Origin of the sequence: Streptomyces sp. NPDC102283 (assembly GCF_044766265.1) — a bacterium.
In the GTDB taxonomy this organism is placed as follows: domain Bacteria; phylum Actinomycetota; class Actinomycetes; order Streptomycetales; family Streptomycetaceae; genus Streptomyces.
In genome coordinates, this window is sequence record NZ_JBIWLQ010000027.1 from 65,171 (window position 1) to 86,345 (window position 21,175).

The window sequence follows — 21,175 nt, forward strand, 5'->3', positions numbered from 1 at the left end:
AGAGTTCGGAGCGGGCGTCGCGCGCGTGCCCGGTGCCGCCCTGGTGGTTGGGCGCGAGCGCGCCGGTCGTCGCGACGGGCGAGGTGGGCACGGAACCGGTGGACCGGGACCTGTGGGTGTGGAAGTTGAAACGGGCCATGGGAAGAATTCCCCCGAGCTCCTGGGGAGGGACGCGGCGGCGGAACGGGGTGCCCGAGATCAGGAGTCGGCGACGGAGAACAATCCGATGCTCTGACCGACTGAAGCCACCGACCGGAGCCGGGCGGGACTCGAACCCGCGCCCCTCGGATCCAGAGAAGTATCCGTCGCCTGCGCACCGGGCACCCCGGCGCTCGCGCCCCCGAGATCACCAGTGGCTGCGGCACATTTCGTTGCGAGGAAGGAGCCGCCGCCTTCGCACCGGGGGTGCATGTCCATGACCTTAGGGAACGGCCAGGTCGCACGCGAAGGATTTTCGCCGGCCCCTGCCACGGCCCCTGCCCCGGCGCCTGCCCCGTCCACGAAGAGAGCGCGACGGGAGCCCTCGGGGACGCAACCGAACCGGACGGCGCGGGCGTCGCACAGAAGGGGCCCGCGGTGATCGTGCCCGGCCCGGTGGCACGATGAGGGGGAACGCACGACATGGAGCGGGTCGCGGGGTACCGGATCGTGGCACTGCTCGGCGAGGGCGGCATGGGACGGGTCCACCTGGCCCGGACGGCATCGGGGCGGCTCGCGGCGGTGAAGACCGTCCATGAACACCTCGCGGCCGACCCGCTGTTCCGGGAGCGGTTCCGGCGCGAGACGCTTGCCGCGCGGGCGGTCGCCGGTCCGTTCACCGCCGCGGTGCTGGACGCCGGCCCCGACGCCGTACAGCCGTGGCTGGCGACCGAGTTCTGTGCGGGGCCGACGCTCACCCGGGCCGCCGGGGCGCTCGGGCCGCTGGGCGCGGGGCCGCTGGCCGGCCTGGGCGCGGCGCTCGCGGAGGCGCTGGCGAGCATCCACCGGGCCGGGCTGGTCCACCGCGATCTGAAGCCGGCGAACGTGGTGCTCACCCGGGGCGGCCCGAAGGTCCTGGACTTCGGCATCGCCCGGCGCGCGGCCGACGAGACGCTCACGGGCACCGGTGAGGTCATCGGATCACCCGGGTTCATCGCCCCGGAACTGCTGACGGCCGACGAGGAGCCGTCCCCCGCCGCCGATGTGTTCGCCCTCGCGGCGCTGCTCGCCCGGATGGCGACGGGCCGACCTCCCTTCGGCTCCGGCCCCGCGCACCAGGTGCTGTACCGGACGGTGCGGGGCGAGGCCGATCTGGACGGGGCCCCGACCGGCGAGTGGCGCGCGTTCCTCGCCTCCTGTCTGACGGGCGACCCGGCCGGGCGTCCCACCGTGGCCGAGGTGCTGGAGTGGTGCGCGGAGAGGTCCCCGGCCGGCCGGGGGTGGTGGGAGCGGGACCCGGTGGCCGGCCTGGTCCGCGACCACGAGAACAGGGTCGCGGCGCTGGTGGCGGACGGCGGACGGGACGACGCGGGCGCCCCGGCCGGCGCGGACGAGGCAGGCCCCCCGGCCGACGCCGTGCCCGCCCCCGCCCCCGCCCTCCCCGCCTCCGGTGCCTCGCGCACCCCGGCGGACGCCGTCCCGTACCGGACCCGTCGCGTGGTCGCGCCGCAGGACGCCGTCCCGTACGGCGCCTGGCCGGGCCGGGGGCCGGCCCGGCGGCGGCTGCTCGCGTTCGGCGGGGCCGCGCTCGTGACGGCAGGGGGTCTTCTCGGCGGCGCGGCCCTGCTCCGACGCACCGAGAAGGACGACCCGGCCGGCGCCCGGGGAGCCTCGTCCGCGCCGCGGAACCGCTGGGCCCGGGGCCGTCTGCTGTGGACCAGGACCGTCGGCGACCCCGGCTCCACCGGCCGGGTGCTGCGCCACGGCGGCGCACTCCTCGTCACGGACGCGGCCGCGGTGACCGCACTCGACGCGGCCACCGGTGCGGTGCGCTGGCGGTATCCGGCGCGGGACGTCACGGCCGTCCGGCCGCTCGGGGACCAGGTGCACCTGCTGCTCTCCGGGCTGCTCTTCGTACCGGAACTCCTCGTCCTCGACGCCCGGACGGGCAACCGGCGCTGGTCGGTGCTCCCGGACCGGCCGCCCGGTGCCCGGACGTCCACCGCCCCCGACGGCCAGTCGGCGTTCTTCGCCGTCGACGGCGGGACGATTGCCCTGGTCTCCTACGCCTCCGACGCCTCCCTGTGGTCGAAGCGCTCCCTGGGCGACCGCCCCTGGCGCGCCTACGGGTTCGACTCCCGTACGGGAGAGGCCCGCTGGTTCCACGAGGGGACGCGGGCCGCGGTGACCGGCATCGACGCGGCGGGCGGCCGGCTGGCCGTCGCGCTCCGCCTCCCCACCCGTCACGGGGCCCCCGCCGAGGAACCGCTGTTCGTGCTGCGGACCTCCGGCGCGACACCGCGGCCGGAGCCGGAGATACCCGGCGGCGCCCCGTATCCGCACGCCCACCCCGGCGCCTCCGGCACCCGGTACTACGCGCGCGGCGGCAGGATCGTCGCGGTCGATCTGGCGGCCCGGCGCACCGCCTGGCAGCGGACCCTCGAAGGGTCGCCCACGGTCACGCCCGCGGCGACCGGTGGCGTGGTGCACGCCGCGACGGCGGGCGGGGTCACCGCGCTCGACGCCCGGAGCGGGCGGGTCCGCTGGAGGTGCCCGGACGTCGGGCGGCTCGCCTCCGGCGGCGGCGACGGTGGCATCGACGACGCGCCGCCGCTGGTGGCGGACGGCACCCTGTACGCCACCGGGCCGGAGCCGGGCCGCGAGAAGAAGTTAGGGGAGGGCGCGTTCTGGGGGGTGCACGCCCTCGACGCCCTCCGCGAGCGCCGGCTGTGGTCGGTGCCCGTGGAGGAGGACGGGCCCTTCCTCGCCGCCGCCGGCGGGGGTCTCCTCCACGTCTGTGCCGGCGGGACCGTGCAGACGTTCACCGGACCGGAGTCCGCGTGACCGGCCCCCTGCTCCCCGGTGATCCCGAACGGCTCGGCTCCGTCCGGCTGCTGGGCCGGCTCGGGGCGGGCGGCATGGGCACCGTCTACCTGGGCCGGACGCCCGGCGGGCTGACCGTCGCGGTGAAGACGGTGCACGAACACCTGGCGGCCGATCCGCACTTCCGTGAACGGTTCCGCCGCGAGGCCGCCGCCGCCCGTGCGGTGACCGGGGCGCACACGGCGGCGGTGCTCGACGCGGACCCGGAGTCGTCCCGGCCCTGGCTCGCCACCGCGTATCTGCCGGGCGTCACGCTGCGGCACGCGGTGGCGGAGACCGGACCGCTGGCGCCCTCCGCCGTACGGTCCCTGGGCGCGGCCCTCGCCGAGGCGCTTGAGGCCGTCCACCGGGCGGGGCTCGTCCACCGCGACCTCAAACCGTCGAACGTGCTGATCACCGCCGACGGGCCCCGGGTCATCGACTTCGGGATCGCCCGCGCGATCAGCGACCACGGGCTGACCGGGGCGGGCGACGTCGTCGGTACGCCGGGGTTCATCGCCCCCGAGCAGATCACCGGGGCCGTCGTCACCGCAGGCGCGGAGTCCCCGGAGGCGGTGGCCGGGGCGGCGGTGAGCGGGGCGGGCGTGACCCGGGCCGCCGTGACCGGGGCCGCCGATGTGTTCGCGCTCGGGGCGGTGCTGGTGTTCGCCGCCACCGGAGGCAGCCCGTTCGGCTCGGCGACCCCGGCGGTGCTGCTCTACCGGGCCGTCCACGAGGACCCGGACCTCTCCGCCGTACCCGACGGGTTACGGGAGGTGGTGACGGCCTGCCTGGAGAAGGATCCCGGCCTGCGTCCGACGGTGGACCAGCTGCTGCGGGCGACCGCGGATCCGCATCCGGAGCTGTGGTGGCGCGCGGAGCCGCTGCGCTCACTGGTCCTGGGCGAGGCGGCGGGGCGGCCCGCCGCGGCACCCGCCGGCCCGCGGAGGGCGACCCGGGCCGCCCCGGCACCGGGCCCGGCCCGCCCCCGCCCACGGTCCGCCCTGCCACCGCCGCCCGTGGTGAGGAGCCCGGCGGCCAGGCGCGGAGAGCTCGCCCGGCGCGGTCTGCTGCTGGCCGGGGGCGGCGGGCTCGCCTCGCTCGTGACGTACGCCATCCGCCGGAGCGGCGGGGCCGGCGGGAAGGAGGAGTGGGCCGAGGACCCCCTGCGGATCCGGCCGGGGAGCGCCCGGCAGGGCGCCCTGCGCTGGACCCTGGCCCCCGCGTTCGACGGCACCACCGTGGACGCGCTGCGGTCGGCCGGGAGTTCGCTGCTGGTGCACGGCGTCGCCGAGCCCGATGTCGGGGAGGCGGGCAGCAGCGGCGGATACGTCACCGCGCGGCGGGTCCGTGACGCCGGGCGCCGATGGCTGGCCGACGCCGAGGAGACCGCCCCGACGCGGTGGGGGGTGTCCGGTTCCGTGCTGGCGGCGGCCGATGTGGGCCTGGGCTCCCTCGATCTGGCGACGGGCGAACCGCTCGGCCCGCCCGCGGAGCACCCGGTCCCCCTGTGGTTCGCCGTCGCCTCGGGGGTGCTGGTCTCCGGCTTCGCGGCGGACGGCGACGCGCCGACGCTGAACGCCGTGGACCTGCGTACCGGTGCGCGGCGCTGGACCGGGGGCACGGCGGAGGTCCGGCCGCCCGCCGTGCTGGACCGGTCGGTGCTGCTGGCCGACGAGGGCGGTGGGAAAATCCGGTGCGTCGACGCGGTCAGCGGTGAACTCCGCTGGTCGTACGAGGAGTTCGAGGGCCCGGTGGCCGCTCTGGCCGCGATCCCGGCGGCGGGCTGCTTCGTCCTGCTCGGCCTCGGTGGCGCCCTGCACTTCCTCCGGGCGCGCGACGGCGGCCGCCTGGCCGCCGCCGCGCTGAAGGACGGACCGAGTTCCGGCTCCAGCGCGCTGGCCGCGGCCGGATCCACGGTGCTGCTGACCACCGGGGGCCGGGTCCACGCCTACGCACCCGCCACCGGCCGGGAGCTCTGGTCGGCGGGGACGGTGGGCCTGGACACCAGCTGGCCCGCGGGCACGGGCGGCGTCCGGGCCCCGGTGACGACCGGCGGATCACTGCTTCACTGGGCGCGGGCGGGGGTCCTCCAGCGTCTCGACCTCCACAGCGGCGAGGAGCGCTGGGCGGCCACGCTCGGCGGAGTCGGCCAGGTGCCGCCGGTGGTGGCCGGGGGCACGGTGTACGCGGCGACGGGCGAGCTGTGCCGGGCCCTGGACGTGAACCGGGGCGCGGTGCAGCGCGGTTGGGGCGTCACCGACGTCCGGGACCTCGCCGCGGACCCGTCCGGCTGGTACGCCCGCATCGGCACGAAGGAGATCCGGGCGTACAACCACACGGCCGCGCCGGTACGGGACTCCTGAGGCCGCGAACCGCTGACGGCTGCTCCGCAGGAGCAGAGCTCTTCAGCCGAACGCCGCTCAGGGCCCGGCGTTCATGCCCTCAACCGCCCGCGCGCGAGCGGGCCTTGAACGCGGCCTTGCGGGCGTCCTTGGCGGCCTTCTTGTCGCTGTGCAGTCGGCCCATGGCCTCCAGGACATCGGCGGTGGCCGGGTGGTCGACGCGCCAGACCTCGTCGAAGAAGCCGCTGTGCTGGGCCGAGAGCCCCTCGATCAGGCCCTGGAGCTCGTCCAGCTCGCCGTCCGCGTCCAGTTGGGCGGCGATCGTGTCGATGGCCAGCCAGAAGATCATGTCCTCCGGGGGGACGGGCACGTCGTCCGCGCCGCGCTCCGCGAGCCAGACGCGGGCCAGGCCGCCCAGCTCCGGGTCGCCGAGCACCGCGCGTACGGCGGGCTCCGCCTCGGGGCCGGCCAGGGCGAGGGCCTGCTGGCAGTGGAGGCGGCGCAGCGGCCCGCCCTCGTCCGTGCCGCGCGCGGCGGCCAGCAGCTCGGCCGCCGCGGCCACCGCGCCCTTGGCGCCGTGGCCCGCGAGCCAGAGCTTGACCTCGGCGCGGGCGGCGGACTCCGGGTAGTGGGCGATGCCGTCGAGGAGGACGTCGGCGCCCTTGCCCGCGAGGTCGCCGACGGCGGGGGCGTCCACCCCGGCCTCCAGCATCCGGGCCCGGATGCCGTAGAGGCCGAGGGGGGTGAGCTTGACCATGCCGTACCGGGTGACGTCCTCGTCGTCGGCGCCGGCGGCGTCCGCGGCTTCGCCCTCCTCGACCAGCAACGCCTCGTCGACCGGGTGGTATTCGACGATCCCGATGGGTTCGAGGAGCCGGAACTGGTCGTCGAGGCGCATCATCGCCTCGGACACCCGCTCCAGGATGTCGTCGGTGGGCTCGCCCATGTCGTCGGGGACGATCATCGACGCGGCGAGGGCGGGCAGCGGCACCGGCCCTTCGCCCGCGCCGTTGTCCGCGAGGGTGAGCAGGTAGAGGTTGCCGAGGACGCCGTCGAGGAACTCCGCCTCGGCCTCCGGGTCCCAGTCCAGGGCGTCGAAGTCGATCGAGCCGTCCTCGCCGACGAGGTCCGCGAAGTCGTCCAGGACGGGCGCGGTGGCATCGGCGTGCACGGCGTCCAGGCCGTCCAGCCAGATGGACAGGACATCCTGCGGCGAGCCGCCGGTGAGCAGGGCCAGGTTCTCGCCCGCGGTGGCGGTGCCCTCGGTGTCGCCGTCCGCACCCTCGCCCTCCTCCCCGGGGTCGGTGACGTCGAGGAGGCCGGTGTCCACGGCGAGCCGCCAGGCCTCGCTGGCGTATGCGGCGCCGTCCTCGTCGGCCGGGAGGGCGAGGTGCTCGGCGGCCGCCGGCAGCTGGTCCTCGACCAGTTCGCCACCGGCCCCGACCCGGCTGCCCGGTCCCGCCCACCGGGCGAGCTTGACGGCGCGGACGAACAGCGGAGCGGCGAGCGCGTCCCGTGCCAGTTCGGCCTCGGAGTTCAGCCGCACCGGCGGCAGGGAGGGGCGCTCTGCGGACATCGGGGGTTCTCCTCGGTGCGTGCTCGGGGCGTACGGAGTGTGTACGCGGTTCAGCCGCCCAAGCCTAGACGCAATGCGCCGCGTGCCGCCCGCCGCTTCACCACATACCGCCCGGCGCGCCCCTATGCGCCCGCGCCCGGTTCCATGCTGAGCGCGGGTGTGTAGCGGTGCACGCCGCCGCCGGTCATGCCCGGGTACTTCCGGACGCGTTCCCAGAGCGGGGACGGGGAGCCGACGCCCTCTCCCGGTGCGGCGAGGGCCGCGATGTGGTGCTCGGCGCTCTCCCACTCGGCGTAGTTGAGGACCCGGGCTCCGTCGGTGCTGACGTGGAAGTGCGCGGCGATGCCGCCGGCGGGCAGTTCGGCCTCTTCGCCGAGCGCCTCGAACACCGCGTCCACCCAGTCGCGCTGGCGGGCCGGGTCGGGCCCGTCGAACTCGACGTCCACGACGACGACGCAGCCGGTCTCCCTGGTGTCGCCCTCGGCCCGGAGGCCGGAGCGGTACAGCTCGTACGTGTGCAGTCCGAGGCGTTCGATGCCGGGGACGGCGGCGTCGATCTCGGCGTTGCGGACGTCGCGCCCCTGCCGCACGAAGTCCTGGTAGGCCTGTTCGCCGGTCCACTGGGAGTAGTGCAGCAGGGTCACCCCGTCCTCCCCTTCGTGGACGCTGTAGGAGAGCAGCCCCGGGTGCGGCCATTCCCGGCTCTCCCACGCCTTCCGGATGGCGTCGACGGCGTCTCGCCGGCGCTGCGGTGTGCCGACGTTCCAGGTGCTGGCCTTGGCGATCCGCGCGTCGGCGCGGGCCGGGTCGGGGCGGTCGGTGAAGTGCGTGGTCATGGCGGAGTTCCCTTCGTCACGCGCACCGGTCGGTGCCTGGTGCCCCTCACGATCACACCTCAAGTCCGGTCGAGGTCAAGACCGTTCCCGGAAGGCGTGCCGCGCCCGTTCGCCCACGGCGTGAGCGCCTCGGGTGCGGCCGGAGGCGGCCGGGGAAAGGTGGAGGCATGACCCTCTCCGTGGCGCACCTGAGCGACCCGCACCTCACGACCGGTCCCGGGGCGGCGGCGCCCGCCGCCGGCTTGCGGGCGGCCCTGCGCGGGGTGCTCGCCCTGGACCCGCTCCCCGACTGCGTCGTGATCACCGGTGATCTCACCGAGCGCGGGGAGCCGGGCGAATACGCGGCGCTGCGCGAGGAGGTCGACGCGTTCCCGCTGCCGCTGCATCTGGTGACGGGCAACCACGACGTGCCCCAGGCGCTCGTGGGCGCGTTCGGCGGGACGCGCTTCCTGGGCGGGGGGACACTGACGTCGTACGCGGTGGAGCACCCGGCGTTCACCGTCCTGGTCCTGGACTCGCGGGTCGCCGGTGCGCCGGGCGGGCGACTGGGTCCCGAGCAGTTGCCCCGGCTGGACCGGGACCTCTCCCGGCGCCCCGGCGTACCGGCCCTCGTCTGTCTGCACCACCCGCCGGTTCCGGTCGGCATTCCGTTCCTGGACGCGATGCGCCTGGCGGACGGACCCGCGCTGGCGGAGGTGGTCGCCGCGCATCCGAGGGTCGTGCGGGTGCTGGCGGGCCATGTGCACCGCCCGGTCACGGCGTCCTTCGCGGGCAGCACGGTGGCCGTCGCGCCGAGTACGTACCGGCAGAGCGGGCTGACGCTGCGGGAGGGCGTGCCCGGCTATCCCGACGAGCCGGCGGCCTTCCTGCTGCACGTACTGCCCAAGGGGCCGCCCGGCACGGACTGGGTCACCCACACCGTGCCGGTGTGCGACGGCTGACCGGCCGGGCAGACCCCGCCCGGTCGGTCACTCGGGCAGCTCCGCCCGCCAGGCCGTGATGTTCAGCTCGTCCATGTACCGGATGTCGTGGCCCTCCAGCGGGTAGACCCGTGCCCCGGCGTCGGGGGCGGCGGCCAGCTCCAGGGCGTCGGCCATGACGAGCTCGCCGCCCTCCTGCGTGGAGACCCAGGCGAGCATCGACCGCGCGGTGCCGCCCGGCTTCAGCGTGAGCGCCTCGGGCCCGTGGTCACGGCCGAACTGCGAGCCGGCCGGGTTGACCTTCACGGGGAGGCGTTCGCCGTCCTCGCCGAGGGCCTGGACCGAGGGGTAGCCGTCGACCCGGTAGGGCTTGACGCCGCAGTTGGTCAGGGTCAGGGCGACCGCACGGCTCATCATCGCGGTCAGCACCTCTCCCATGGTCACCACGGCCCCGGAGGCGGGGCACTTCTCCGGCGGCGCGGAGGGCGGGCCGGGCCGCACCGACTCGCCGTAGGCGGGCGCGGGCGTCGGGGGCAGCGTCTCGGCGCGGACGATGCCGGAGCGGGGCGCGGAGGCGGAAGGGGCGGGCTCCGGCTCTTCGCCCTCGCCGGCCGGGACGAGGAAGCCGGAGCAGCCGGTCAGCGTGGTCACCGTCGCCGACACCAGGACGGCGGCGACCCGCCTCCGTACCCGCGTCCGCCCCCGTACGCACACACCCATGCCCACACCCATGCCCATGCCCCCTCGCCACGGTCCGCCGTCGCGGCCCGCCGTCCATACGTTCGATCATGTCAGAAGCAGTGCGGGAAGCAGCCACCTCTCCTCCGGACTCTTCAGCATCCCTTGCCGGTCACCGCAAGAAGATCTAAGTGGACCTACAGGGTTCTGGGAGCCGACACTTCGGACATGACCGCCACCGCACCGCGCCCCTTCGGCCGCACGCTCTGCGCCATGATCACGCCCTTCACCGCCACCGGGGCCCTGGACCCCGACGCCGCCCGTGCGCACGCCGCGCGCCTGGTGGCGGAGGGCTGCGACGGGATCGTCCTCAGCGGCACCACGGGCGAGTCCCCCACCACGACGGACGCCGAGAAGTCCGCCCTGCTGCGGGCCGTCCGGGCGGAGGTCGGCGACAGGGTGCCGCTGCTCACCGGCGTCGGGGGCCCGGACACCGCGCACACCCTGCGCCTGGCGCGGGAGGCCGAGGAGGCGGGCGCGGACGGGCTGCTGGTGGTCGGCCCCTACTACAGCCGCCCGCCGCAGGCCGCCGTCGAGGCGTACTTCCTGCGGGTCGCGGACTCCACCGGACTGCCGCTGATGCTGTACGACATCCCCGGCCGCACCGGCACCCGGATCGAGCCGGAGACACTGCTGCGGCTTGCGGAGCACCCACGCGTGGTGGCGGTGAAGGACTGCTCCTTGGACCTGCTCGGCTCGACGAAGGTGCTGGCCCGCACCTCGCTGGCGTACTACTCGGGCTGCGAGGAACTGAACCTGCCGCTGTACGCGATGGGCGGCGCGGGATACGTCAGCACGGTCGCGAACGTGGCCCCGCGCCAGGTACGGGCGCCGCTGGACGCGTTCGACGCGGGCCGCACCGACGAGGCGGCCCGGCTCAACGGGCTCACGGCCCACCTCACCGAGTTGATGATGGCGAGCGGCCTCCCCGGAACCGTCACCGCGAAGGCGCTCCTGGGCGCGGGACCGGTCCGGGAACCGCTGCAGCCCGCCGGGCGCGGGGCGACCGACGGGCTGCGGAAGGCGTACGAGGAACTCCTGGCCGCCTGATCTCCTCGCGGCCCGGCGAACGGGTCAGTTGTGGGCGTGCAGGACCTCGTTGAGGCCGCCCCACACCGCGTTGTTCGGGCGGGCCTCGACGGTGCCGGTGACCGAGTTGCGGCGGAAGAGGATGTTGGAGGCGCCGGACAGCTCGCGGGCCTTGACGACCTTGCCGTCCGGCAGCGTGACCCGGGTGCCGGCGGTGACGTACAGACCGGCCTCGACGACGCACTCGTCGCCGAGCGCGATCCCGACGCCCGCCTCCGCGCCGACCAGGCAGCGCTCGCCGATGACGATGCGCTCCGTGCCGCCGCCGGAGAGGGTGCCCATGGTGGACGCGCCGCCGCCGATGTCCGAGCCGTCGCCGACGACGACGCCCGCGGAGATCCGGCCCTCGACCATGGAGGTGCCAAGCGTGCCCGCGTTGAAGTTCACGAAGCCCTCGTGCATGACCGTGGTCCCGGCGGCGAGGTGCGCGCCGAGCCGGACGCGGTCGGCGTCGGCGATGCGTACGCCCTTGGGGGCGACGTAGTCCGTCATCCGGGGGAACTTGTCGACCGAGGTGACCTGGAGGTGCAGGCCCTCGGCGCGGGCGTTGAGCCGCACGCGCTCCAGGTCGTCGACGGCGACCGGGCCGAGCGAGGTCCAGGCGACGTTGGCGAGCAGCCCGAACAGGCCGTCGAGGTTCTGGCCGTGCGGCCGGACGAGCCGGTGCGAGAGCAGGTGCAGGCGCAGGTAGGCGTCGTGCGCGTCGAGCGGCTTGTCGTCGAGCGAGGAGATGACCGTGGACACGGCGACGACCTCGACGCCGCGCCGGGCGTCCACGCCGAGGGCCTTGGCGGCGCCCTCGCCGAGCAGGTTGACGGCCTCGTCCGGGCCGAGGCGCGTCGTGCCGGCCGGGCCGGGGTCGGAGGTCAGGCCGGGGGCGGGGAACCAGGTGTCGAGGACGGTGCCGTCACCGGCGACGGTGGCGAGGCCGGCGGCGACGGCGCCGGTGGTGCGGGCAGAACCCTGGGAAGTCGTGTCGGTCATGAACAGCAACCTAACCGGCCGGGGCCCGCTCGGGCGAACCGGTCTCGGCGTGCGGCCCCTTACCCGCCACCCGCGGCCGCTTCCCCGGTTCCGGGCAGCCGACGGCGGTGGCGAGCAGGGCGCGGCGGTGGCCGGAGCGGTCCCCGAACGGTCACCCCGCGTCCATCACCGGTCTCACCTCCAAGACGGGAGGTTCCGCCGGAACCACGGGGGTGTGTCGGCGCAGGGGGCGTATCACCCTGCCGGTCAGCAGGGTGCGGGGGACATAGCCGAAGCGGCGGGAGTCGATGCTCACGCGCCGGTTGTCGCCCAGGACCAGGTAGTGGCCGGGTGGCACGATCGAGCCAGGAGGTGCGTCCAGCCGCTCGGCCATGTGCGCGGGAACCGGGTCGCCGGGTCCGGCGGCGATCCGTTTGATGATCAGGCCCTCCTGCGTGAGCCCCTCGTCACGCGCGCCGGGAGGCGGTTCGAGGACGACGACGTCTCCCCGGGCCACCCGGCGCGCGCGGCGGCGGACCAGGACGCGGTCCCCGTCACGGAGGGCGGGTTCCATGCTCGGGCCGGTGACGGTGACGGCCAGCAGGCGGTTCCGCAGCAGACGGCGGGCGAGGCGCACGATCACGCGGCTCCTCCGCTCCGGGAGGTTGCGGCCACCACGTCGGCGGGCGGCCGCGGCCCGGCATCGGCGCCGGTGGCCGACGTGGTGGGTACGGAGGCCCCCGCGCCGTGCGCACCGGCGTCGGGCGCGTACCCGCTGGCCTGGAGGGTGAACAACCGGGCGTACACCCCGGAACGGCGCATCAGGTCGGCGTGCGGTCCCCGTTCGACGATCCGGCCGTCCTCCAGGACCACGATCACGTCCGCGTCGCGCAGGGTGTTGAGGCGGTGGGAGATGAGCAGCCCCGCCCGGCCCGCCCGGTGGCGTCGCAGCCGGCGGTGGATCTCGTACTCCGCCTCGGGATCGAGACCGGAGCCGGGCTCGTCGAGGACGAGGAGGTCGGCGTCGTCCCGGATCAGGGAGCGGGCGAGGGCGAGCCGCTGCCACTGTCCGCCGGACAGGACGACTCCGGTCGTGGCGTCGTCCTTGTCCCGCTCGCTGAAGAAGATCCGGCTCAGCAGGGTGTCGTAGCCGTGGGGCAGGCCGGTCAGCCGGTGGTGGATTCCCGCGACACGGGCGGCCTCCTCCACCCGGTCGCGGTCCTGGAGCGCGGTGAGGTCGCCGAGGGCGATGTTCTCGCGGGCGGTCAGGTCGTACTCCATGAAGTCCTGGAAGGTGGCCCCCATCCGGCGGCGCAGCTCACGCGGGCACAGTTCGCGCAGGTCGACGCCGTCCCAGAGGATCTGTCCCCGGACGGGATCGTAGAACCGGCAGGCCAGCTTCACCAGCGTGGACTTCCCGGCGCCGTTGAGACCGACGAGGCCCACGGCCTGTCCGGCGGGCAGGACCAGGTCGACGCCCCGGAGCACCCAGGGCTGGTCCTCCCCGTAGCGGAACCACACATCGCGGAACTCCACCGAGTGGCGCAGCGGCGGGACGGGACGCGGCCGGGCGGGTACGGGCAGGTCGGGCCCGGCGTCGGTCACGGTGAGGAAGTGGCGGAACATCAGGAGGGCGTGGTGGCCCGTGGCGAGTTCGACGGCGAGGCCCGCCAGCGCCGCCTGGACCGCGGGCAGGGCGGTGACCAGGACGGTCACCCCGCCGACGGTGATCTGACCCGAGCGGGCGGCCGAGGCCGCCCACAGCAGTCCAGCCCCCGCGACCAGGGCGGAGAGCAGCGCGAGCCCCGCCTGGACGGCGAGCTCCTGACGGTCCAGGCCCCGTTTCGCCGCATCCGAGGTGCGGCGCTCCTCGACCATCCGGTCACCGAGGAAGCGCCCCAGGCCGAAGAGCCGGATCTCCTTCGCGGCCCGCAGGTCGGTCAGCAGGGCGCTGTAGAACAGCTCCCGACGCTCCACCGGGCCCACCGACCAGACGAGGGCGGCCCGTCGACGGCTGAGCGCGATCTCGGCGCCGAGGACGAGGACGCCCGAGGTCAGGACGGCCGCCGCCATCCAGGGGCCCAGCAGGGTGAGCGCGCCGAGGAATCCGGTCAGGGTCACCACCGCGCCGACGGTGCCGATGACACTGCCGACGGCGTCGACCGGCGCGGAGCCGCCGTACTGACGGGCCATGCGCAGCCGGTCCAGGAAGCGCGGGTTCTCGTAGGGGCCGATGCCTGTGAACCGGTCGACGGCGGTGTGGAGTTCGATCTGGGCGCGCAATCCGACCGCCCGGCCGAGCTGGGCCCGCAGGTACTGGAGGAACTGGGGGACGACGGCGAGGACGACACCGCATCCGACCAGCACCAGAACCGGGCCGGTGAGGGAGCCGTCGGCAAAGGGGGCGGTGACCAGGCGGTCGATCACGGTCTTGAGGGTCCAGGCGGCGGCGACCGGGGCGGCGGACGCGGCCACCGTGAGCAGCAGCCAGCCCGTCAGGGTGGCGGGCGCCGCTCGGCCGGCCAGACGGACCGCGGCGGCCAGGACCGCACGGAGCGGGGAGTGGCCGGGTTGGTCGTCGGTCCGGGCGGCGGGGACGGGCCTGGTCATCGGGCGGCGACGGGGGTCTGGGGCCACCGGCCGACTTCCGTCACCACGAGACCACCGTCAGGGCCGTTTCCCACCCGTACACAGCTGGGAAACGCCTTGGCCGCGAACGCCGTGGTCACCGGGCCGTCATAGGACTCCTGGACGGTCGGCACCACGGCGGCCAGGGCGGCGGTCATCGATCCGGTGTCCTCGCCCGGCATGCCCGGCCCGTGCGGGTCCGGTGCTTCGTGTGAGCTGTGCGGGTCCGGTGCTTCGTGTGAGCTGTGCGGGTCCCGTGCTTCGTGTGAGCTGTGCGGGTCCCGTGCTTCGTGTGAGCTGTAGGAGTCGTTGACGACGACGGCGAGCACCTGCCGGGCCTCCTCGGGCCGGTCCGCGTACCGGGCGACGAAACCGGGCAGTTTGTCGCGACATGGCTCGCAGGTGGGCGAGAAGAACGCGACGAGGGTTCCGTCGGTGAGATCCCGGTCGGTGACGGGGCTGTCGGACGGGCCGGCGGTGAAGGAGGGCACAGGGGTGCCGACGCTCGCGATCCCGGACATGCCTCCGGGCATGGCGGCGGCCGGTGCCGAAACCTGTCGCAGCAGGTCGGAGTGTTCCCGCAGCCGCCGGACGACTCCGACGGTGAGTACGAGGTCGACCATGGCCAGGGCTCCGACGGCGAGGACGGCGGCGGCGAGCGGACTCACGGGGTTTCCTTTCGGGGCAGGGGACGGAAGAGCGCGGCGAGGTCGTCGAGGGCCGTGACGAGCAGGCCGAGAACCGCGCCCGCGAGGGAGGCGGTCAGCACAGCCACCGGGGCGCCCGCGTCCGGGCCGCGGACAGCCACGGCTACGAGGCCGGTGACCGCCACGGCCAGCAGGATGGAGTTGCGTACGGCATGAACCGCGCCGAGCGGAGTCGTCGTACGACCGAAGCAGCGGCAGGGCGTTGGACGGCCGCTACGGGCGGCGGCGACGGCCAGCGCGGTGAAGGCGGCGAGCAGCACGGCGGCGATGCCGAGCCCGGCGACGAGTACGGTCGGCGGAGCGAGGAGGCCGGGCAGGGCGAAGGCGGGTACGAGGACTGCCTCGGCGGTCACCACCAGCGCGGCGAGGGGGCGGGCGGGCAACGGCCCGGGGAGCCGCAGGGCTCGCACGGTCCCGGTGAACTCCGCGAAGGCGGCCGGGTTCTGGACCTTGCCGAGGACGGAGCGCGTGAACACCAGCAGCAGACAGCCACGGACCGCCCAGACGACGAGTTCCACGACGGTGTCCTTTCCGAGGGGCGACCGCGACAGGCGCCGACAGAGCGGCACGGTCGGTGCGGTGCGGGTCGATTCAGGCGTGAGTGCCGTGGGAACGGGCGCGTTCGACGGCGGGCGCCTCGACGGCGGTAGGGGTTCGTCCCGCGCTGCCGACGGGGCGTGGTGCGTGCCGCTCCCGGGTCGGTGACCCGGGAGCGGCACGTATCCGGGGCATGTCCCCGGGAGGCCACCGTCAGGTCGCCTCTGCGGGGGCTGCCGTCAGCAGGTGGCGCAGCGCTTGCCCAGGTACACCCGGGTTCCGTCCGAACAGACCTGAGTGGTGATGATCGCCTTGAAACCGGTGTGGTGGCATATCGGAACCATCATTGAGTTGCATACTTCCTCGGTCCAGCACTCGACGGCGGCAGCCGCCTCGGCCCGGGGAACCAGGTGGTCGACCAGCGAATCGGACAGGTTCCGGATCCAGTCGCGCACGGCGATCCTTTCGTCTTCGGTAGGTGAGAGGGGATGCCGGGGCCAGGTCAGCCGTTGCAGCGGGCGCAGCGGACGCCCCGGAAGCTGCGGGTGCCGTCGGCGCACACCTGGTAGATGAAGTAACCCCAGCGGCCGGTGGAGCCGCAGAGCTGGAGCGGGCCCTGCTGGCAGACCTCCTCGGTCCAGCACTCGGTGGCGGCGGCAGCCTCGGTCTTCGGGACCAGGCGGTCGATCAGGGCATCGGAGAGGTTCTCGAACCAGGCACGCATGGCAGATCCTTCGGTCAGTGGGTGAGCGGCCGGCCCGGGGCGGGCCGGCCGGTGCGGCGCTCGCAGCGGTGGCGCGGAGGAAGCCGACCGCTGTCCGCCCGAATGTGGCGGACCACGGTCGTTCAAGGGGCCTGTTCCGCCCCGTAGCGGAGCCGGGTCGCCCGGTCGGCGAGCCTTCGGCTACCGACGCCCGGTGGGGCCGGCCGCCCGGGGTGCGGACGGTCGGCCGAAGCTCCGGGCGGGTTCTGGAACCTCTTGTCCAGGGAAATCCTCTCGGTGGGTGAGAGATCCGCGGTGTGCTCCCGGCCGGTTGCGTGGGAGCGCCTTCGACCCCGTCAGCTTCCGTGGGCGCTCTTGCAGGAATCTTGATCGGATCTGAAACCGGCGGCGGCTGGTGGGACGGCACTCAGCAGACGGGCGGAGCGCGTTGGCAATCTGGTACGGAGTCCTCGGGGAGATCGAGGCCCGGCGGGACGGGCGCCGGGTGGATCTGGGCCCGGCCCGGCAGCGGACCGTCCTGGCGGCACTGCTGATGGATGTGGACCGGGTGGTTCCGGTGGACGGCCTGGCGGAGCGGGTCTGGGGCGACCGGCCGCCGCGCCGGGTCGCGGCGGCCGTGCACACCTATCTGTCACGGCTGAGGCGGGCGCTGGAGCAACCCGCGCCGGACGCCGCCGCACCGGACGGTGCCGATCCGGGGCGGCCCGCGATCGTGCGGCGGCCCGGCGGGTACGCGGTGCCGGCCGGTCCGGGCACGGTGGATGTGCATCTCTTCCGCGATCTGGTCGCCCGCGCGCGGTCCGCCGACGACGGCGGGGCGCTGGAGCTGTACGACCGGGCGCTCGCGCTGTGGCGGGGCGAGCCGTTCGCGGCGGTGGACACCCCGTGGTTCAACGCGGCGCGGGCCTCGCTGTCGGAGCAACGGCACGCCTGCCGCCTGGACCGCAACGACGTGGCACTGCGGCTGGGGTGTCACGGCTCGCTCCTGCCGGAACTGGGCGCCTGCCATGACGAGCGCCCCTGGGACGAGCGGCTGACCGCCCAGTTGATGATCGCGCTGAGCCGCAGCGGACGGACGGCGGATGCGCTGCGCTGCTTCGAGCGGGTGCGGTGCGCGCTGGCGGAGGAGTTGGGCAGCGATCCGGGGCCGGAGCTGCGGCGGCTGCATCAACGGGTGCTGGCAGGCGACGCGGCGCTCGGGCCGGTCGGGCGGCCGGGCTCCTTCACGGCGTCCGGAGCACCCACGGGAGCGGACTCCCGGCCGCTCCCCGGTGGACCGCGCATCGGCACGGTGCCGCGCGAGCTGCCCTCGGCGACCCGGCACTTCACCGGGCGTACGTCTGAGCTCGCGCTGCTGGACGAGGCGCTGAGCCGGTCGCCGGACGAGACGGCCGGCAGAGCGGGACCCGGCGGCCCCGGCGCGGGGCCTGTGTGTGTCATCAGCGGCGGTGCGGGGGTGGGGAAGACGTCGGTGGCGCTGCACTGGGCGCACCGGAACCTCTGCCGTTTCCCCGACGGGCAGTTGTACGTGGATCTGGGCGGGTTCGCCCGCTCGGGCGGTCCGCTGACGCCCGCCGCGGCGCTCCGGCTGCTGCTGTGCGGTCTCGGCGAGGACCCGGCGGCGGCTCCGGCGGGCCGGCAGGCGCTCGCCGGGCTGTACCGGAGCCTGGTCGCGGATCGCCGGGTGCTGATCGTGCTGGACGACGCCGCCGACGCCGAACAGGTCGCGGCCCTGCTGCCGGGGAGCGCGGGGGCCACCGTGCTGGTCACCAGCCGCCGTCGGCTGACGGGGCTCGCCGTCACCCGGGGGGCGTACGCGGTGTCGCTGTCCACCCTGTCCCGGGCGGACTCCCGGGAACTCCTGGGGCACCGGTTGGGCGAGGCGCGGCTGGCGGCCGAGCCGGAGTCGGCGGCGGCCGTACTGGAGCGGTGCGCGGGTCTGCCGCTGGCGCTCGGCGTTGTCGCGGCGCGGGCGGCGGCCCTGCCGTGCTTCCCGCTGGCGGACCTGGCCGAGGAGCTGCGGGACCCGGCGGGCCGGCTGACAGCTCTGGGCACGGGTGATCCATCGGCGGATGTCCGGACGGCGCTGCGTCTGTCGTACCGGGCACTGAGCGTTGCCGCGGCCGGGGCGTTCCGGTTGCTGTCGGCGGCGCCGGGGCCGGACATCGGGCTGGGCGCCGCAGGGAGTCTGCTGGGCTGTTCCCCGGTGTCGGCGCGGGCGCTGCTGCGGGAGCTGGAGGCGGTCCACCTGCTGGAGCAGCACTGGCCCGGCCGGTACCGGATGCACGGGCTGGTACGGGTGTTCTCGGCCGAACTGCGGGAAGCGGGGCCGTTCGAGCGGGCGCTGCGGCGGGTGCTGGACCACTACGCGCACACGGCGTGGGCGGCCCGTCGGCTGCTGGGCCCGTACAGGCCTCGGCCGGGGTGGCTGGGGTCGCCGCTGCCGGGGGTGGCCCCGGAACGGCCCGCCGACCGGCGTGCGGCGGGGGCGTGGTTCCACGCCGAATGGGCGTGTCTCACCGCCGCCCGACGGCTGGCGGAGCGGCGGGAGTGGGACTCGGTGGTGTGGGAGCTGGCCCTGGTACTGGACGGCCTGGTACTGGATGGCCCGGTGCTGCGGCAGGGCCGAGCGCACGCGGCAGGGGGCAGGGCCGCGGGAGCGGGTAGGGGCGAGCTGTCCGGTGGGGCGCACCGCCGGGCGGTCCACAGCCTTCGCCCGGGGTACGCCGTGGTGGAGACCGGGGCGCGAGGAGGCCGTGCGTACGGCGAGGGTGGTGGGGGCCGGGTACCGGCGGGGGCCGCGCCGACGTTGCCGTGCCTGGCGTGAGGGGTCACGTACCGGCGGAGCGGCGTCTGCGCTACCCCGAACACGCCGGTGGGGGGACGGCGCGGGGGGCTCGCGTGAGCATCAGCGACTGCTGCCGCAGCCCACGATCCGGGTCAGCATCTCGCGGGTGTAGGGCGCGTCGAACGTGCCGCCGGTGAGCAGCACCTGGAGGCAGACGCCCTCCATCAGCGCGACGAGGGCCCGCGCGGTATCCGGGTCGGCGCGCCGGGACAGCAGCTCGACGGCCTCTTCCGTCCACTCGGCGGCGACGGGGCGCAGCGCGGGGCGGCGCAGGGCCGCGAGGTACAGCTCGTACTCCAGCTCGATCGCCCCGCGGTCGCCCGCGAACCACCGGCCCAGCAGCCGGGTCAGCTCCTCCGCGAGACCGGCGGAGCCGGCAGCCCCTTCGGCCAGGGCCTCACTGCCGCGCAGTTCCTGCACGAAGTTCTCGTTGCACCGGCGCAGGGCGGCGACCAGGAGTTCGTCGAGGGAGCCGAAGTGGTACGTGGTCGAGCCCAGCGGCACATCGGCCTCGGCCGCCACGGTGCGATGACTGAGACCGGCCATGCCGTCGGCCGCGATCACGCGCAGCGCCGCGTCGATGATCCGCGCCCGTCGCCCGGGGTCGTACCGCCGGGCCATCAGTGCGCCCCTCCCAGGTTGAGGACGACGACCCCGGCCACGATCAGGGCGATGCCCGTGATCTTGACCAGGCCGCTGGACTCCCCCAGGAACAGGATCCCGATGAGGGCGACGGCCGCGGTGCCGACGCCGGCCCAGATGGCGTAGGCGGTGCCCACGGAGAGCGTCTTGAGGGTCTGCGCGAGCAGGGTGAAGGCGATGAGGTAGCCCACCACGGTGCCGATCGACGGCCAGAGCCGGGTGAAGCCCTCGCTGTACTTCATGGCCGTCGTCCCGGCCACCTCCGCCGCGATCGCGGCTGCCAGCAGTCCGTATGCGTATCCCATGTGTACGACTGTACCCAACGTTGCGTACGCCCGTACATATCATCGGCCCACGTCGAGGGCGCTACGGTGTGCCGACCGACCACAACGGCCCGGCATCCGGGCCGACGACACGACGGAGACGCAGTGGCGCAGGACGCAGGGTGGGGCGGCGGCCCGTACGGGGGCGCACCTCATGGTGGGGGGCCCTTCCACGGGGGCGCGCAGGGACCGGGCGGCGGCTGGCACGGCGGATGGGCCGCACCGCCCAAGCCGGGGGTCATACCCCTGGCGCCGCTGAGGGTCTCGGACATGCTCAGCGGTGCCTTCTCGACGCTCGGGCGGTACTGGAAACCCCTGATCGGGATGGCTCTGACGCTGTTCGGCGCGGCGACGCTCATGATGATCACCGCGCTGGTGGTCGCCGCCTCCGCCGTCGCGACCCACTGGGACGAGCTGACGTCCGACTCCTCGGGCTCCCCCGACGCCGCCGAACTCGTCCCGCTGGGCATCGCCTTCGGCGTGCTGATGATCGTCGGCCTGATCACCTACATGCTGGCGTCGGCCGTGGTGCAGGCGGCGGTCCCCGTCGTCCTCCAGGAGGCCGTCCTCGGCCGCCCGATCCGCTTCGGGGAGGTCTGGAAGCGGGCGTGGTCGCGGGTCTGGTCGATCATCGGCACGGTGTTCCTGACCGGGTTGATCATGATCGTGCCGATGGCGCTCTTCCTGGTCGGCTTCACCGGCCTGATGATCTACACCATCTCGCTGGGCGACGAGGACGGCGTCGTGCCGCTGATCGTGACCGGCCTCGTCGGCGTGCTGATCGTGGGCCCGGTGGCGGTCTGGCTCTGGGTGCGGTTCTCGCTGGCCCCGACGGTGGTGGTCTTCGAGAACCAGCGCCCGGTCGCGGCCCTGCGCCGCTCGGCCCAGCTGGTGCGGGGCACGTGGTGGCGGGCCTTCGGTATCGGGCTGCTCGCCTACACGCTGGCGTCCATGATGGGCTTCATGATCCAGATGCCGTTCCAGATGGCCGGCGCGCTTCCCGGCATGTTCGACCCCGCGGACATGGACGCCGACCCGAGCAACGGGATGATCATCGCCGTGATCGGCAGCGTGATGCTGCTGTCCTTCCTCAGCCAGATGATCTCCCAGCTGATCACGGCGATCTTCCCGCCGCTGGTGGTCGGCCTGCTGTACGTTGACCTCCGGATGCGCACGGAGAACCTGGGCCCGGTCCTGGCCGAGGCGGCGGCGACGACGCTGCCCGAGCAGTACGGCCCGCCGCCGCCCGCCCACGCCTGAGCACGCGAAGGGCGGGCCCGGACCAGTCGGTCAGGGTCC

At 74.8% G+C, this 21,175-nt stretch carries 18 protein-coding genes; 6 read left to right on the forward strand and 12 right to left on the reverse strand.

The window, feature by feature from the left end:
- Positions 1-621 precede the first annotated feature (621 nt).
- Both ACIRJT_RS35725 and ACIRJT_RS35730 read left to right on the forward strand, forming a co-directional pair.
- Positions 622-2,982 (forward strand): PQQ-binding-like beta-propeller repeat protein, encoded by a 2,361-nt coding sequence (locus ACIRJT_RS35725; protein WP_403917883.1) that lies wholly within the window; start codon positions 622-624, stop codon positions 2,980-2,982.
- Positions 2,979-5,366: a protein kinase gene (locus tag ACIRJT_RS35730; protein WP_403917886.1), complete on the forward strand. Its 2,388-nt coding sequence runs from the start codon at positions 2,979-2,981 to the stop codon at positions 5,364-5,366. The genes ACIRJT_RS35725 and ACIRJT_RS35730 overlap by 4 nt, the downstream gene beginning before the upstream one ends.
- Before the next feature lie 79 nt (positions 5,367-5,445).
- Here the strand turns inward: ACIRJT_RS35730 and ACIRJT_RS35735 are convergent, their stop codons facing one another.
- Complete coding sequence (locus tag ACIRJT_RS35735; protein ID WP_403917889.1) at positions 5,446-6,921, reverse strand: hypothetical protein; 1,476 nt, start codon at positions 6,919-6,921, stop codon at positions 5,446-5,448.
- Between the two features lie 122 nt (positions 6,922-7,043).
- Positions 7,044-7,757: an antibiotic biosynthesis monooxygenase gene (locus tag ACIRJT_RS35740; protein ID WP_403917892.1), complete on the reverse strand. Its 714-nt coding sequence runs from the start codon at positions 7,755-7,757 to the stop codon at positions 7,044-7,046.
- Between the two features lie 167 nt (positions 7,758-7,924).
- Here ACIRJT_RS35740 and ACIRJT_RS35745 point away from each other — a divergent pair, with 167 nt between their 5' ends.
- Positions 7,925-8,698 (forward strand): phosphodiesterase, encoded by a 774-nt coding sequence (locus ACIRJT_RS35745; protein ID WP_403917894.1) that lies wholly within the window; start codon positions 7,925-7,927, stop codon positions 8,696-8,698.
- 27 nt (positions 8,699-8,725) lie between these two features.
- On the opposite strand, the gene ACIRJT_RS35750 is transcribed toward ACIRJT_RS35745, so the two are convergent.
- Positions 8,726-9,409, reverse strand: coding sequence for a DUF4232 domain-containing protein (locus ACIRJT_RS35750; RefSeq protein ID WP_403917897.1), 684 nt, complete (start codon positions 9,407-9,409; stop codon positions 8,726-8,728).
- A gap of 174 nt (positions 9,410-9,583) precedes the next feature.
- Between ACIRJT_RS35750 and dapA the strand changes: the two genes are divergently transcribed.
- Positions 9,584-10,465: a 4-hydroxy-tetrahydrodipicolinate synthase gene (dapA, locus tag ACIRJT_RS35755; protein WP_403917899.1), complete on the forward strand. Its 882-nt coding sequence runs from the start codon at positions 9,584-9,586 to the stop codon at positions 10,463-10,465.
- A gap of 24 nt (positions 10,466-10,489) precedes the next feature.
- Here dapA and dapD read toward each other — a convergent pair whose 3' ends face one another.
- The 7 genes from dapD to ACIRJT_RS35790 form a co-directional block, all read right to left on the reverse strand.
- Positions 10,490-11,488 (reverse strand): 2,3,4,5-tetrahydropyridine-2,6-dicarboxylate N-succinyltransferase, encoded by a 999-nt coding sequence (dapD, locus tag ACIRJT_RS35760; RefSeq protein WP_403917902.1) that lies wholly within the window; start codon positions 11,486-11,488, stop codon positions 10,490-10,492.
- A gap of 151 nt (positions 11,489-11,639) precedes the next feature.
- Positions 11,640-12,110 carry a S26 family signal peptidase gene (locus tag ACIRJT_RS35765; protein ID WP_403917905.1) on the reverse strand — a complete coding sequence of 157 codons (471 nt, stop codon included), beginning with the start codon at positions 12,108-12,110 and terminating at the stop codon, positions 11,640-11,642.
- On the reverse strand, positions 12,107-14,077 hold the full coding sequence (locus tag ACIRJT_RS35770) for an ABC transporter ATP-binding protein (RefSeq protein WP_403917908.1): 1,971 nt from the start codon (positions 14,075-14,077) through the stop codon (positions 12,107-12,109). The genes ACIRJT_RS35765 and ACIRJT_RS35770 overlap by 4 nt, the downstream gene beginning before the upstream one ends.
- The gene (locus ACIRJT_RS35775; protein ID WP_403917911.1) at positions 14,074-14,763 is read right to left on the reverse strand and encodes a redoxin domain-containing protein; all 690 of its coding nucleotides are present in this window, start codon (positions 14,761-14,763) and stop codon (positions 14,074-14,076) included. The genes ACIRJT_RS35770 and ACIRJT_RS35775 overlap by 4 nt, the downstream gene beginning before the upstream one ends.
- Positions 14,760-15,320, reverse strand: a complete 561-nt coding sequence (locus tag ACIRJT_RS35780) for a MauE/DoxX family redox-associated membrane protein (RefSeq protein WP_403917914.1) — start codon at positions 15,318-15,320, stop codon at positions 14,760-14,762. The genes ACIRJT_RS35775 and ACIRJT_RS35780 overlap by 4 nt, the downstream gene beginning before the upstream one ends.
- 258 nt (positions 15,321-15,578) lie before the next feature.
- On the reverse strand, positions 15,579-15,794 hold the full coding sequence (locus tag ACIRJT_RS35785; protein WP_403917916.1) for a hypothetical protein: 216 nt from the start codon (positions 15,792-15,794) through the stop codon (positions 15,579-15,581).
- A gap of 47 nt (positions 15,795-15,841) precedes the next feature.
- Positions 15,842-16,063 (reverse strand): hypothetical protein, encoded by a 222-nt coding sequence (locus ACIRJT_RS35790; protein WP_361867594.1) that lies wholly within the window; start codon positions 16,061-16,063, stop codon positions 15,842-15,844.
- A gap of 427 nt (positions 16,064-16,490) precedes the next feature.
- Here ACIRJT_RS35790 and ACIRJT_RS35795 point away from each other — a divergent pair, with 427 nt between their 5' ends.
- Entirely contained in the window at positions 16,491-18,890 is a 2,400-nt protein-coding gene (locus tag ACIRJT_RS35795; RefSeq protein ID WP_403917919.1) for a BTAD domain-containing putative transcriptional regulator, read from the forward strand.
- Between the two features lie 81 nt (positions 18,891-18,971).
- On the opposite strand, the gene ACIRJT_RS35800 is transcribed toward ACIRJT_RS35795, so the two are convergent.
- Both ACIRJT_RS35800 and ACIRJT_RS35805 read right to left on the reverse strand, forming a co-directional pair.
- The gene (locus ACIRJT_RS35800; protein WP_403917921.1) at positions 18,972-19,532 is read right to left on the reverse strand and encodes a TetR/AcrR family transcriptional regulator; all 561 of its coding nucleotides are present in this window, start codon (positions 19,530-19,532) and stop codon (positions 18,972-18,974) included.
- The gene (locus tag ACIRJT_RS35805; protein ID WP_215111704.1) at positions 19,532-19,858 is read right to left on the reverse strand and encodes a multidrug efflux SMR transporter; all 327 of its coding nucleotides are present in this window, start codon (positions 19,856-19,858) and stop codon (positions 19,532-19,534) included. The genes ACIRJT_RS35800 and ACIRJT_RS35805 overlap by 1 nt, the downstream gene beginning before the upstream one ends.
- 288 nt (positions 19,859-20,146) lie before the next feature.
- Between ACIRJT_RS35805 and ACIRJT_RS35810 the strand changes: the two genes are divergently transcribed.
- Positions 20,147-21,136: a hypothetical protein gene (locus tag ACIRJT_RS35810; protein WP_403917924.1), complete on the forward strand. Its 990-nt coding sequence runs from the start codon at positions 20,147-20,149 to the stop codon at positions 21,134-21,136.
- Positions 21,137-21,175 lie beyond the last annotated feature (39 nt).

Coding starts and splice junctions, on each gene's coding strand:
- ACIRJT_RS35740 (WP_403917892.1), bottom strand. CDS start 7,757: ATGACCACGCACTTCACCGACCGCCCCGACCCGGCCCGCGCCGACGCG.
- ACIRJT_RS35800 (WP_403917921.1), bottom strand. CDS start 19,532: ATGGCCCGGCGGTACGACCCCGGGCGACGGGCGCGGATCATCGACGCG.
- ACIRJT_RS35805 (WP_215111704.1), bottom strand. CDS start 19,858: ATGGGATACGCATACGGACTGCTGGCAGCCGCGATCGCGGCGGAGGTG.
- ACIRJT_RS35725 (WP_403917883.1), top strand. CDS start 622: ATGGAGCGGGTCGCGGGGTACCGGATCGTGGCACTGCTCGGCGAGGGC.
- dapA (WP_403917899.1), top strand. CDS start 9,584: ATGACCGCCACCGCACCGCGCCCCTTCGGCCGCACGCTCTGCGCCATG.
- ACIRJT_RS35735 (WP_403917889.1), bottom strand. CDS start 6,921: ATGTCCGCAGAGCGCCCCTCCCTGCCGCCGGTGCGGCTGAACTCCGAG.
- dapD (WP_403917902.1), bottom strand. CDS start 11,488: ATGACCGACACGACTTCCCAGGGTTCTGCCCGCACCACCGGCGCCGTC.
- ACIRJT_RS35790 (WP_361867594.1), bottom strand. CDS start 16,063: ATGCGTGCCTGGTTCGAGAACCTCTCCGATGCCCTGATCGACCGCCTG.
- ACIRJT_RS35810 (WP_403917924.1), top strand. CDS start 20,147: ATGCTCAGCGGTGCCTTCTCGACGCTCGGGCGGTACTGGAAACCCCTG.
- ACIRJT_RS35750 (WP_403917897.1), bottom strand. CDS start 9,409: ATGGGTGTGGGCATGGGTGTGTGCGTACGGGGGCGGACGCGGGTACGG.
- ACIRJT_RS35745 (WP_403917894.1), top strand. CDS start 7,925: ATGACCCTCTCCGTGGCGCACCTGAGCGACCCGCACCTCACGACCGGT.
- ACIRJT_RS35770 (WP_403917908.1), bottom strand. CDS start 14,077: ATGACCAGGCCCGTCCCCGCCGCCCGGACCGACGACCAACCCGGCCAC.